Raw genomic sequence first — 12,780 nt, forward strand, 5'->3', positions numbered from 1 at the left:
GGCTGGTGGTGCCACCTGGTGTTGCAGGGGGCGGAGCGGGGTGCCTGGCGTTTACGTCCGGGTGTCCTGCTCGCGGTATCCGCTCGCGATGAGCATGCGGAGCCGGTCGAGCGACTCCTCCTCGGTGCCGTTGCCCTTGATCCAGGCAAGGGAACATGCTGCGAGGAACAGGTCGTTCCCCTGTACCGACGCGCGCACGCGCCCCGCGAGCTGCGCGGCTCGCACGTACTGATCGGTGGCGGAGATGAGGATGTGGCAGGGAATCGTGAGCGGGTTGTCCGGCTCCTGCGCCCTGGCTGCGGTCATGAGCGGGTCCGGCAGCCCGCTGAAGGCGCTGAAGTACTCCTCCATCGCCCGCAGCCACTGCTCCAATGCCTCGGCCGGGTCGCCGAGCTGATCGATGTCCGCCTGACGGGCCACCAGTTCCTCGGAGCGCGTTTGCAGCACAGCCGCCAGCAGGGCCTCCCGTGTGGGGAAGTGCCGGTACAGGGTGGCGGGCCCGACGCCCGCCTCCTTGGCCACCGCCTCCAGGGAGGCGCCGACCCCGTGCCGCAGAAAGTGGCGCTGCGCGGTCTCCAGGAGGGCAGCGCGGTTGCGCTGGACGTCCGCGCGAGGCTTGCGTCCCCGCAGTTCGCCGGTGCTCATGCACCCTCCTGTCTGCCCTGAGCCTGCGGCCACACCAAAACGGATGCAGCCTCCGTATGCATCCGAGGCTAAAACGGAGGCTCCCTCCGGTCAAGCTGGCGGCCCGACCGCGGAGTCCGCGTCGTGTCAGCGGCCCAGCACGCGCTGCGTGAGTTCGATGATCGGAGCCGCCGCCACCCGGGGCCTGGACTCCGACCGCGTCTTCTTCGCCGAAACCCGGCGCGGCGTCCGGGCGGCTTCCCTCCGGCCTGCTGGCCAGAACCCTCGTCCTGCTCCGGCACGGCCGGTTCGGACGCCTCCTGTCGCACGGCCACCTGCGTGCCCGAGCGGTTCGTCTCCAGTGGCCCAACTCGCGAACCCGCAAAGCAGGGATATTGGCCTGGGGTGGTCCGGCTCTGCGACGATGCCGGGATGAACCGCCTGGCCGACTCGCAGTCCCCGTATCTGCTCCAGCACGCCGACAACCCCGTCGACTGGTGGCCCTGGTCGCCGGAGGCGTTCAACGAGGCGAGGCGGCGCAACGTACCCGTACTGTTGTCAGTCGGGTACTCGGCGTGCCACTGGTGTCACGTCATGGCACACGAGAGCTTCGAGGACCAGGCGACCGCCGACTTCCTCAACGCGCACTTCGTCTCCGTCAAGGTGGACCGCGAGGAGCGTCCCGACGTCGACGCCGTCTACATGGAGGCAGTCCAGGCGGCCACCGGGCAGGGCGGCTGGCCCATGACCGTGTTTCTGACGCCCGAGGCCGAGCCGTTCTACTTCGGCACCTACTTCCCGCCCGAGCCCCGGCACAGCATGCCCTCCTTCCCGCAGGTCCTGGAGGGTGTGCGGGCCGCGTGGGCGGACCGCAGGGACGAGGTCGCCGACGTGGCCACGCGCATCGCGCGGGACCTGGCGGGGCGCGGCATCCAGTACGACGCGCCGCGCCCGCCCGGCGCCGAGGAGATGGGCTCGGCGCTGCTCGGTCTGACGCGCGAGTTCGACGCGGGACGAGGGGGTACCTCCCAGGCCGGAGGCGCTGGGGGCGGGTTCGGCGGGGCGCCGAAGTTCCCGCCGTCCATGGCGCTGGAGTTCCTGCTGCGGCACCACGCGCGCACCGGCTCGGACGGTGCGCTCCAGATGGTGCTGGCGACGTGCGAGGCGATGGCGCGCGGCGGCATCTACGACCAGCTCGGCGGCGGGTTCGCGCGCTACTCCGTGGACGCGGAGTGGGTGGTTCCGCACTTCGAGAAGATGCTCTACGACAACGCGCTGCTGTGCCGCCTGTACGCGCACGTCTGGCGTGCCACGGGCTCCGACCTCGCGCGCCGCGTCGCGCTGGAGACCGCCGACTTCATGGTCGGCGAACTGGGCACCGCACAGGGCGGGTTCGCCTCGGCCCTGGACGCCGACAGCGCCGTCAGCCATGACAGCACCGGCACCGGGGGCGGCGGCGGGGGCGGCGGCGGGCACAAGAAGGAGGGCGCCTACTACGTGTGGACCCCCGCCCAGCTCGCCGAGGCGCTCGGCGAGGAGGACGCCGCCTTCGCCGCCGCCTACTTCGGCGTGACGGACGAGGGCACCTTCGAGGAGGGCGCCTCGGTGCTCCAGCTCCCCGACACGGAGGACGGAGAGGGGCTGGCCGACGCCTCCCGCGTGGCCTCGGTGCGCGAGCGGCTGCTGGCGGCGCGCGCCGCGCGCCCGTACCCGGAGCGGGACGAGAAGGTCGTCGCGGCCTGGAACGGGCTGGCCGTCGCCGCGCTCGCCGAGACCGGCGCGTTCTTCGAGCGGCCCGACCTGGTCGAGGCCGCGTCCCGCGCCGCCGGACTGCTGGCCACGCTGCACACGCGCGAGGACGGCCGTGTCCTGCGCACCTCGCGCGACGGCTCCGTCGGGCCCAGCGCGGGCGTGCTGGAGGACTACGCGGATGTCGCGGAGGGCTATCTCACGCTGTACGCGGTCACGGGCGAGGCCCCGTGGCTGGAGCGGGCCGGGAAGCTGCTGGACGCGGTGCTCGCCCACTTCGCGGCGCCCGACGGCACCCTCTACGACACGGCCGACGACGCGGAAGCGCTCATCCGCCGCCCCCAGGACCCCACCGACAACGCGACGCCGTCCGGCTGGACCGCCGCGGCGAACGCGCTGCTCACCTACGCCGCGTACACCGGCAGCGCCCCGCACCGCGACGCCGCCGAGCGGGCGCTCGGTATCGTGCGCGCGCTCGCCGGACGCGCTCCGCGCTTCATCGGCTGGGGCCTCGCGGCGGGCGAGGCGGCGCTGGACGGTCCCCGCGAGGTCGCCGTCGTCGGGCACGCGGACGACCCGGCCACCGCGAGGCTGCACCGCGTCGCGCTGCTGTCGACCGCGCCCGGCGTGGTCGTCGCGACGGGTGAGCCGACCGGGACCACGGACACGGGTACGGACGCGGGTACGGGAACGGAGGGGGGCGTGCCGCTGCTGCGGGACCGGCCGCTGCTGGACGGGCGCCCGGCCGCCTACGTGTGCCGGAACTTCACGTGCGACGCGCCGACGGCCGACCCGCAGATCCTCCAGCAGACGCTGCGGAGCTAGCCGCGCCGCCCGGAGCCGCCGAGGAACCGGCCGTCGAGGAGCCGGACGCCGCAGGGCCGGACGCCGACGAACTGAGGCCGCGCTCCAGCACGTCGAGGGAGCGCCGCACGACCTCCACCAGGTCCTCCTCGGCGCCGTACTCGCCGTAGTAGAGCATCGCCTCGGTGAGACCGCCGAGCACGGCCCCGGTGTAGACGCGCAGTTCCAGGTCCTCCAGCGGCCGTCCCGTGCGCTCGGAGAGGGCGCGGGACACGAAGCGGCTCGTGGCGCCCGCGCTCTCCGTCATCCGGGCGCGGATGGCGGGGACCTCGCAGGCGAGCCGGATGCGCTGGTACGTCTCGGCGGGCTCCACCTCGTACGCCTGCTCCAGCACCTCCATGATCGCGTGGCGGAGGGCGATGACGGGCGGTTCGTCGGCGGGGCGGTCCTTGAGGGCCTGCTCCATCATCGGGTCGTACTCGTCGGTGAGGACGATGTCTTCCTTCGTCGGGAAGTAGCGGAAGACCGTGCTGGGGGAGACCTCCGCCTCCTCCGCGATCTGGTCGACGGGCGTCGCGTCGTACCCCTGCTCGGCGAAGAGCCGGTACGCGGTCATGCGGATCACCTGTCGGGTCCGGATCTTCTTCCGCTCCCGAAGTCCCAGCTTGGGCGCGGGCGGAGGGGTTTTGGTGCGTGCGGGGGCCATGGATCTCATTGTCGGGCATCACCGGGCGACCGGGCCATGTCCGCGTCGCCCCGTGTGCCGGTGCCTTCCGCGGGGGCGCCCTGCCTCCGGTTGGGCAGCAGCGTCCCCGTCAGCAGCGCCGCGGCGAGCGCGGCGAACCCGCACACCGCGAGGACCTGGCCCATCCCCTCCACGAAGGCGGCGTCGGCCGAGGCGCGCAGGGACGGGAGCGCCAGCCGGTCGGCGACGAGGTGTGCGGTGATCACCGAGTCGCCCGCGGCCTCGGCCGCCTGGCCGGGCAGCCCGCCTGTGTCCAGCCCGTTCCGGTACGTGCCGGACAGCAGGCTGCCCAGCAGCGCGACCCCGAGTGCCGTGCCCGTCTGCCGGACCGTCATCAGCAGCCCGGAGCCGCTGCCCGCGCGGTCCCGGGGCAGCGCGGCCAGCGCCGCGTCCATGGCGGGCACCATCGCGAAGCCGACGCCCGCACCCGTGACGGTCAGCCAGGTCGCCGTCAGCGCGTAGCCGTCGGACACGTCCGTGCGGGCGCCGAGGAAGGCCGCGAACGCGAGCACCACGAGCCCGCCGCTGACCACGGGGCGTGCCCCGTAACGCGCGGCGAGGGGACCCGCGCCGCGCGCGGCGACCACGATGCCCGCCATCAGGGGCAGCAGGCGCAGGCCCGTGCCGAAGGCGTCGTAGCCCAGCACTGCCTGGAGGTACTGGGGGAGGATGAAGAGCTGGCCCGCGAGGACGAACGTGCCCAGCGTCGCCGCGACGGCGTTCCAGCGGAACCCGGGGTGGGCGAGCAGGCCGAGGTCGAGCAGCGGGCGCGTCGCGCGCCGCTCCAGCAGGGCGAGCCCGGCGAGCAGCACGGCGGAGGCGGCGAAGGCGCCGGTCACCAGCGGGTCGCCCCAGCCCCGTTCCGGGCCCTCGATGATGCCGGAGACGAGCGCCGCGAGGCCCGTGACGCCCAGCACAGAGCTGAGTACGCCGACGCGCGGCGCGGACGGGTCGCGGGTCTCGGGGAGCAGCAGGGCGCAGGCGGCGATGCCGACGACCGCGAGCGGCACGTTGACCAGGAAGACCGAGCCCCACCAGAAGTGCTCCAGCAGCCAGCCCCCGATGATCGGCCCGAGCGGCATCCCGCCCGCGACGGCGGCGGTGACGACGCCGATGGCCTTGGTGCGCTCCCGCTCGTCCTCGAAGAGGGAGGGCAGCACGGACAGCGCGAGCGGCGTCATCAGGGCCGCGCCCAGGCCCATGCCCGCGCGGGCCGCGATGACCTGCGCCGGGCTGTCGGCGAGGGTGCCGACCAGCGAGCCGGCGAGGAAGACGGCGAACCCGGCGAGGAGCATCCGGCGCCGCCCGAAGCGGTCTCCCAGCAGCCCGGCCGGAAGCATGGTGGTGGCGAAGACGACGACGTACGCGTCCACGATCCACTGCATCTCGCCCGTGTCGGCGCCGAGTTGGCCCGCCATGTGGGGCAGGGCGACGTTGAGGATCGTCAGGTCGAAGCCGAGGACGAGCATGCTGGAGCCGAGGGCCGCGAGGGCCCACCAGCGGCGGCGGGCGGGGTGCCGGGTCATGACGTCCTCCAGTGGTGAGAGTCAAATGACAGTAACTCTCAAAAGAGAGGTGGCGTCAATATCCCTTCCCTGTCCTGGTGACCGGGCCTGTGCTCCGGGTGACCCAAAACACGAGGCGCCCCGCGATACGCGCCCGTAAGGTGGCGATATGCAGGTGATCCAATCGACCAAGCTCGCCAATGTCTGCTACGAGATCCGTGGCCCGGTTCTTGAGGAGGCGATGCGACTTGAGGCGGCGGGGCACCGCATTCTCAAGCTGAACACCGGCAATCCGGCGGCCTTCGGCTTCGAGTGCCCGCCGGAGATCCTGGAGGACATGCTCCGCAACGTCGGCGAGGCGCACGGCTACGGCGACGCGAAGGGCCTGCTCTCCGCGCGCCGCGCGGTGATGCAGCACTACCAGACGGTGGGTATCGAGCTGTCCGTCGAGGACATCTACCTCGGCAACGGCGTCTCCGAGCTGATCCAGATGTCCATGCAGGCGCTGCTCGACGACGGCGACGAGGTGCTCGTCCCCGCGCCCGACTACCCCCTGTGGACCGCCTCGGTCTCCCTCTCGGGCGGCACCGCCGTGCACTACCGCTGCGACGAGCAGGCGGACTGGATGCCCGATCTCGCGGACGTCGAGCGCAAGGTGACCGACCGCACCAAGGCGATCGTCATCATCAACCCCAACAACCCCACGGGTGCGGTGTACGACGAGGAGGTGCTGCGCGGGCTGACGGAGATCGCCCGGCGCCACAACCTGATCGTCTGCTCCGACGAGATCTACGACAAGATCCTCTTCGACGGCGCCACCCACACCCCCACGGCCACCCTCGCGCCCGACCTGCTGACCCTCACCTTCAACGGCCTCTCCAAGGCGTACCGCGTCGCGGGCTACCGCAGCGGCTGGCTGGCGGTGTGCGGCCCGAAGGCACACGCGCAGAGCTACATAGAGGGTCTGACGATCCTCGCGAACATGCGGCTGTGCGCCAACATGCCCGCGCAGCACGCGGTGGCAGCCGCGCTCGGCGGACGTCAGTCGATCAATGACCTGGTGCTGCCGGGCGGCCGTCTGCTGGAGCAGCGCGATACGGCGTACGAGCTGCTCACGCAGATTCCGGGGGTCTCGTGTGTGAAGCCGAAGGGGGCCATCTACGCCTTCCCCCGGCTCGATCCGAAGGTCTACAAGATCAAGGACGACCGCGAGATGGTGCTCGATCTGCTCCGCTCGGAGAAGATCATGATCGTGCACGGCACCGGTTTCAACTGGCCGGAGCCCGATCACTTCCGCATCGTCAACCTTCCCCCAGCCCAGGAGCTGGCGGACGCCGTGACCCGGATCGGCACCTTCCTGGACGGCTACGGGCAGCCCTGAACCGATCGGGCCGCCCGCCCGTGGTGGGGCGTACGCGGATACGGAGTGGACGTCTTGCGGGCCGTTTCGTGAATGAGGACAACTTTAGACGGAGTCTAAGTTAGGATGGTTTCCTGAAGCCGTGACTCAGGAGGCGATCCATGTACGAGCCGATCCGCACCAAGTCGGTCCACACCATGGCCGACTCCGCCGTCCATGAGGTTCCGCAGCGCTCGCGCGAGGAGGAGCTGGACATCCGGCTCGCCGGACACCTCACCGCGCTGCTCACCGTGACCGACGAACTGCGGGTGCTCCTGCCGGATGCCTCGTTCCACGAGGCCGCGTACCGGCTCGCGGCGCAGGTGGCGCGGCTGCGCGGTCGCGAGCCCCTGCGCGCCGCGCCCTCCGCGCGCGACACCGGTGCGGCGCACCTCGCGGCCCTGCACCAGCGCGCCCACACGCTGGCGGGCAACGCGCTGGTGATCGCGACCTCGCGCGAGGACGAGGCGGCCATGGAGCTGGCCGCCGCGCGGATGGAGAGCCACGCCGCCGCGCTGGGCGTGTCCACGACGGCGTGACGGTCCGACCGCATGACGGGTGACCCCGTGCCGGGGTGACCGTCGCGGTCCATGTGCTGCCCGGTCCCGGGACCGGGCACGCGAGAGGGGCGGGGCGCCTCGGTGCTCTTGGCGCTCCCGCCCCTCTCGTCACATCCGTGCCGGGCCCCCTCGGCGGACCGCGGCGGATCAGCCCAGGCGGGCGACCAGCGCGCGGTACTCGTCCCACAGCTCCTTCGGCGTGTGGTCGCCGAAGGTGTTGAGGTGCTCGGGCACCAGGGACGCCTCGTCGCGCCAGACGTCCTTGTCGACGGCGAGGACGAAGTCCAGCTCCTCGTCGGAGAGCGCGAGGCCGTCCGTGTCCAGGCTCTCCTTCGTCGGCAGGACGCCGATCGGGGTCTCCACGCCCTCCGCCTCGCCGTTGAGGCGCTGCACGATCCACTTCAGTACGCGGCTGTTCTCGCCGAAGCCGGGCCAGACGAACTTGCCCGCCTCGTTCTTCTTGAACCAGTTGACGTAGTAGATCTTCGGCAGCTTCGAGGCGTCGGCCGCGTTCTTGCCGATGCTGACCCAGTGCGCGAAGTAGTCGCCCATGTTGTAGCCGCAGAAGGGCAGCATCGCGAACGGGTCGCGGCGCAGTTCGCCGACCTTGCCCTCCGCCGCCGCCGTCTTCTCGCTGGCCACGTTCGCGCCGAGGAAGACGCCGTGCTGCCAGTCGAAGGACTCGGTCACCAGCGGCACGGCCGAGGCGCGCCGTCCGCCGAAGAGGATCGCGGAGATGGGGACGCCGCGCGGGTCCTCCCACTCGGGCGCGATGATCGGGCACTGGCCCGCTGGGACGGTGAAGCGGGCGTTGGGGTGGGCGGCCGGAGTGGTGGACTCCGGCGTCCAGTCCTGGCCCTTCCAGTCGGTGAGGTGCGCGGGCGCCTCCTCGGTCATGCCCTCCCACCACACGTCGTTGTCGTCCGTGAGCGCGACGTTGGTGAAGACCGAGTTGCCCCACAGGGTCTTCATGGCGTTGGCGTTCGTGTGCTCGCCCGTGCCGGGCGCGACGCCGAAGAAGCCCGCCTCCGGGTTGATCGCGTAGAGCTGCCCGTCCTCGCCGAACCGCATCCAGGCGATGTCGTCGCCGATGGTCTCGACTGTCCAGCCCGGGACCGTCGGCTCCAGCATGGCGAGGTTGGTCTTGCCGCAGGCGGAGGGGAAGGCGGCGGCCACGTACTTCGACTCCCCGCGCGGCGGGGTCAGCTTCAGGATGAGCATGTGCTCGGCGAGCCAGCCCTCGTCGCGTGCCATGACGGAGGCGATGCGCAGCGCGTAGCACTTCTTGCCCAGCAGCGCGTTGCCGCCGTAGCCGGAGCCGAAGGACCAGATCTCGCGGGACTCGGGGAAGTGCGAGATGTACTTCGTGCTGTTGCACGGCCACGGCACGTCGGCCTCGCCGTCGGCCAGCGGCGCCCCGACGCTGTGGACGGCCTTGACGAAGAAGCCGTCCTCGCCCAGCTCGTCCAGCACCGGCTGTCCCATGCGGGTCATCGTGCGCATGGAGACGGCGACGTAGGCGGAGTCGGTGATCTCGACGCCGAGCGCGGAGAGCGGCGAGCCGAGCGGGCCCATGCAGAACGGGACGACGTACATCGTCCGGCCGCGCATCGCGCCACGGAAGACGCCGCCGCCCTGCTCGCCGGAGCCGTCGCCCGCACCGGTGAAGATGGCCCGCATCTCGGCGGGGTCCTTCCAGTGGTTCGTCGGGCCCGCGTCCTCCTCCTTCTCGGAGCAGATGAACGTGCGGTCCTCCACGCGGGCGACGTCGGTCGGGTCGGAGGCGGCGTAGTAGGAGTTCGGGCGTTTGATCGGGTCGAGTTTCCTGAAGGTGCCCTTCTCGACGAGCTCCTCGCTGAGGCGCTCGTACTCGGCCTCGGATCCGTCGCACCAGACGATCCGGTCGGGCTCGGTGAGGGCGGCGATCTCGTCGACCCAGGCGATGAGTCCCTGGTGACGGGTGGGGACAGAGGTGGTGGTGGGAGCCGCAGAACTGCGCGCCACGATCGCTCCAGACGGTTGAGGGTTATGAGCGGATACCTGCACGTATATCCGCTTTCCTTTGTCTCTCAGCGCGCCCCTTGGGGGCCACGACCCGGATGCGTTCGTGGCTGAACTCAGGGTTGCTCATCCGGTGCCGCCCTTGCTCATTTGATCATCCGAGCCTAGAGCGTCTCTGTCCAGATGGGAACGGTGTGGCCATCGCCACTCGCGGGGGCGCCGATGACGGCCGACGTAACCTACGGTTCCGTAGGTCCGCGTAGGTACGATTGCCCGCATGACTGCCGTGCCCCGCTCGCAGGAGCAGACGACCGTCCCTGAAACGTCCACAAGCGCGAACAGTGCGGAGAGTGCGGAGAGCGCGGGCGAGCCGGGCCACCATCCGGTCGGTTCGGCCGCCGCCACCATCGAGTCGGCCGCGGCCTCGGTCGGCTCGGCCGCGGCGGCGATTCCGCAGCTCATCAAGCCCCGGCTGCGGGGCTGGCTGCACGCGGGCATGTTCCCCGCGGTCCTGATCGCCGGGATATTCCTCACCGCGCTCGCCGGAAGCACCCGGGGGCGCATCGCCTGCGCCGTCTACACGCTCAGCGCGTGCCTGCTCTTCGGCATCAGCGCCCTCTACCACCGTGGTGACTGGAGTCCGCGGGCCAACGCCGTCCTGCGACGCCTCGACCACGCCAACATCTTCCTGATCATCGCGGGCACCTACACGCCGCTGACGATCCTGCTGCTGCCCGACGGGCGCGGCGACCTGCTCCTGTGGGGGGTCTGGGCCGCCGCGCTGTTCGGCATCGCCTTCCGCGTCTTCTGGGTCGGCGCGCCGCGCTGGCTCTACACGCCCTGCTACATCGCGATGGGCTGGGCCGCGGTCTTCTTCCTGCCGGACTTCCTCCAGAAGGGCGGCATCGCGGTCCTCGTCTGCGTCATCGTCGGCGGACTGCTCTACAGCGCGGGCGGCATCATCTACGGCATCAAGCGCCCGAACCCCTCCCCGCGCTGGTTCGGCTTCCACGAGGTCTTCCACTCCCTGACGCTCGCGGCGTTCGTCGTCCACTACGTGGGCATCTCCCTGGTGGCCTACCAGCACCACTGAACACGCGCCTGCCTCACGGACATCACGGACCGGGCCCGGCACCCCTGGGGGGCTGGGCCCTCGCCGTGCCTGGCCTGTCCCGCCCTCTACCGCGACACCGAGACAGAGGCAGGATCGTGGTACAGGGGGACCAGCTCACAGACCCGACGAAGCTCGGTCAACTCCGCGACGTGAAACCCGGTGAGACGTTCGTGGAGGTGCCCGCCGAACTGTTCGTATTCGCACCCAAGGAGGACCGTGGTTGATCTCGCCACTGGTGAGGACTTCCTGAAGCTGTTCCGCGACTTCCACCACACTGCCTTCCGGCTGGAGGTGCGCACGGCCTACGGAATTCCGGAAGAGGACGAGCCGTTCAGGGACTTCCTCGCGGGACGGCAGCCGCCGATCTCATGGTTCCGGCCGTGGCTCAGCCTCATGGAGGAGCAGACCGCTCAGGGGAAGAGAGTCGAGCGGGTTCGGCTGATCGATGAACCGCCTTCCGACTATCTGCGGTTCGAACTGTGGGGCACGCCGTACAACCTCGCCGCTGGCGAGGACATCCGGTACCTCCGCCGTGCGGAGGCCGCGCCTCTCGCCCTGCCCGAGCACGACTTCTGGTTGTTCGACAGTCGTCTCGTGGCCCGGCTCCAGTTCGGTGACCGGGACCGGTTCCTCGGCGTCACCCTCTCCGAGGACCCCGAGGACGCGCTTCGCCACGTACGGTGGCGGGACGCGGCCTGGAGCCGCGCGCAGACGCTTCACGAGTACGAGCGGGAGACCGTCGAAAGGCCGTGACCGACTTTCAGACGGCGCGGGTCGCACTCGGCACGCGGCTCCGGGAGCTTCGTGTCGAGTCCGACTTGCTGGGCAAGGAGCTGGCGCACCGGTGCGGCTGGCAGCCCTCCAAGGTCTCCCGTATCGAGACCGGCAAGCAGACCCCCAGCGTCGCGGATCTGCGCACATGGGCCTCCGTTCTGGACCGGGATGAGACCTTCGAGGAACTCAAGGGGCGGCTTCGGACCCTGGAGACGCACTACGCCTCGTGGCGCCGCCAACTGGCCGCTGGAACGAAGGCGAGTCAGGAAGCGTGGCAGGCAACGGAAGACAGCGTCGATCACGTGCGGAACTTTGAGGCCGCCGTCGTCCCAGGGCTGTTGCAGACCGCGGAGTACGCACGGCACATGCTGATCCGGACTACGGATCTCCACAGGACCGTGCCCGATATCGACGCGGGGGTGAACGCCCGTCTCCAACGTCAGCAGGCCCTTTACGAAACAGGTCGCCGCTTCGAGTTCCTGCTCTGGGAGCCCGCGCTTCGCATGCTCATCTGCCCGCGCGACGTCATGGCCGGGCAGCTCGACCGGCTGGCTGGTCTTATCGGAATGTCCACCGTCAGCCTCGGCATCGTCCCGCTCGGCGTCGCGCTGGCCGTCGTGCCCACCCACGGGTTCTGGCTCTTCGACCGCCGGTTGGTGATGGTGGAGACGATCGGAGCCGAGCTACGGCTGAACGAGGGCGACGAGATCGACTTGTACACGACAGTGTGGAACGAACTGTCCGATGCCGCTGCGTACGGCTCCCACGCGCACCGCCTGCTCGCTCGCGCCAGGGCCGCGCTGAACCTGGCCTGAGAGAAGTTTGCGCAAGCTGCCATCTGGATTCGCAATCGCGCGCAACGGATCAGACAGGCCGCAACCCCCCTCTTACGGTCCTGTGCATGTACGCGGTTACGCCCCTGGCAGCGGGGCTGCGGGTCCGTCCCGCCTGGCTGCCCTTGGACGATGAACTCGCCGGTGTCGACGCCGGAGTGTGGTGGGACGCGATCGCCATCGACGGCGACCTCGGCGCCGCCGTGGCCGAGCGGCTGAAGGCCGGGCCGGTCGCCGTGACGACCCGCTCCGCCGCACCCCGCTGGTACGTCCTCGTACCGCCCGGGACCGCCGAGACCTGGTCCCAGCCCGGCACCCAGGCCCTGGGCGACGGCTGCCGCCTCGGCCTGCCCGGCAGCCCCACCGCGACGGAGTACGCGGTGCGCTGGGAGGTTCCCCCACGGTTTTGCGCGGTCCCACCGCTCACCGATCCGGCACGGCTCGTCGAGGCGATGGACGCCGTACGCCCGCTCGGCAGCACGTCATGACCGGCCCGGTCTACGGCACGGACCCGCTCGCCCACGCGGAAGGAGCGTGCACGGTGAGCCCGCGCTGTTTCCGGTGCCGCACGGCGCCGGGGACGAAGCTGGTGCACAACATCCGCGCGGGTGATGCGCGTTGTACCCGCCCGGATTTGTTGCCGCGTGCAGTACCCGTCATGGTCTGCGACGG

Annotated in this window: 11 protein-coding genes; 7 read left to right on the forward strand and 4 right to left on the reverse strand. The window is 70.9% G+C overall.

Going from position 1 to position 12,780, the window contains the following annotated elements:
- Window positions 1-51: 51 nt before the first annotated feature.
- On the reverse strand, window positions 52-645 hold the full coding sequence (locus ACWGJ2_RS22575) for a TetR/AcrR family transcriptional regulator (protein ID WP_453347964.1): 594 nt from the start codon (window positions 643-645) through the stop codon (window positions 52-54).
- Between the two features lie 411 nt (window positions 646-1,056).
- Between ACWGJ2_RS22575 and ACWGJ2_RS22580 the strand changes: the two genes are divergently transcribed.
- Window positions 1,057-3,198 carry a thioredoxin domain-containing protein gene (locus tag ACWGJ2_RS22580; RefSeq protein WP_453347965.1) on the forward strand — a complete coding sequence of 714 codons (2,142 nt, stop codon included), beginning with the start codon at window positions 1,057-1,059 and terminating at the stop codon, window positions 3,196-3,198.
- Here ACWGJ2_RS22580 and ACWGJ2_RS22585 read toward each other — a convergent pair.
- Together ACWGJ2_RS22585 and ACWGJ2_RS22590 are read right to left on the reverse strand one after the other, a co-directional pair.
- On the reverse strand, window positions 3,140-3,883 hold the full coding sequence (locus ACWGJ2_RS22585) for a TetR/AcrR family transcriptional regulator (RefSeq protein WP_453347966.1): 744 nt from the start codon (window positions 3,881-3,883) through the stop codon (window positions 3,140-3,142). The two genes, ACWGJ2_RS22580 and ACWGJ2_RS22585, sit on opposite strands and share 59 nt — an antisense overlap.
- 5 nt (window positions 3,884-3,888) lie before the next feature.
- The gene (locus ACWGJ2_RS22590) at window positions 3,889-5,448 is read right to left on the reverse strand and encodes an MFS transporter (protein ID WP_453347967.1); all 1,560 of its coding nucleotides are present in this window, start codon (window positions 5,446-5,448) and stop codon (window positions 3,889-3,891) included.
- Between the two features lie 148 nt (window positions 5,449-5,596).
- Here ACWGJ2_RS22590 and ACWGJ2_RS22595 point away from each other — a divergent pair, with 148 nt between their 5' ends.
- Entirely contained in the window at window positions 5,597-6,808 is a 1,212-nt protein-coding gene (locus ACWGJ2_RS22595; RefSeq protein WP_453347968.1) for a pyridoxal phosphate-dependent aminotransferase, read from the forward strand.
- A 140-nt stretch (window positions 6,809-6,948) separates the two neighbouring features.
- Window positions 6,949-7,365: an SCO4983 family protein gene (locus ACWGJ2_RS22600; protein ID WP_453347969.1), complete on the forward strand. Its 417-nt coding sequence runs from the start codon at window positions 6,949-6,951 to the stop codon at window positions 7,363-7,365.
- 168 nt (window positions 7,366-7,533) lie between these two features.
- Here the strand turns inward: ACWGJ2_RS22600 and ACWGJ2_RS22605 are convergent, their stop codons facing one another.
- Complete coding sequence (locus tag ACWGJ2_RS22605; RefSeq protein WP_453347970.1) at window positions 7,534-9,390, reverse strand: phosphoenolpyruvate carboxykinase (GTP); 1,857 nt, start codon at window positions 9,388-9,390, stop codon at window positions 7,534-7,536.
- A 274-nt stretch (window positions 9,391-9,664) separates the two neighbouring features.
- Between ACWGJ2_RS22605 and trhA the strand changes: the two genes are divergently transcribed.
- From trhA to ACWGJ2_RS22625, 4 genes are all read left to right on the forward strand, one after another.
- The gene (gene trhA / locus ACWGJ2_RS22610; protein WP_453347971.1) at window positions 9,665-10,480 is read left to right on the forward strand and encodes a PAQR family membrane homeostasis protein TrhA; all 816 of its coding nucleotides are present in this window, start codon (window positions 9,665-9,667) and stop codon (window positions 10,478-10,480) included.
- 237 nt (window positions 10,481-10,717) lie between these two features.
- Complete coding sequence (locus ACWGJ2_RS22615; protein ID WP_453347972.1) at window positions 10,718-11,254, forward strand: DUF6879 family protein; 537 nt, start codon at window positions 10,718-10,720, stop codon at window positions 11,252-11,254.
- Window positions 11,251-12,090 carry a helix-turn-helix domain-containing protein gene (locus ACWGJ2_RS22620; protein ID WP_453347973.1) on the forward strand — a complete coding sequence of 280 codons (840 nt, stop codon included), beginning with the start codon at window positions 11,251-11,253 and terminating at the stop codon, window positions 12,088-12,090. The genes ACWGJ2_RS22615 and ACWGJ2_RS22620 overlap by 4 nt, the downstream gene beginning before the upstream one ends.
- An 86-nt stretch (window positions 12,091-12,176) precedes the next feature.
- Window positions 12,177-12,596 (forward strand): hypothetical protein, encoded by a 420-nt coding sequence (locus ACWGJ2_RS22625; RefSeq protein ID WP_453347974.1) that lies wholly within the window; start codon window positions 12,177-12,179, stop codon window positions 12,594-12,596.
- Window positions 12,597-12,780 lie beyond the last annotated feature (184 nt).

The organism is Streptomyces sp. NPDC054796 (genome assembly GCF_053611545.1).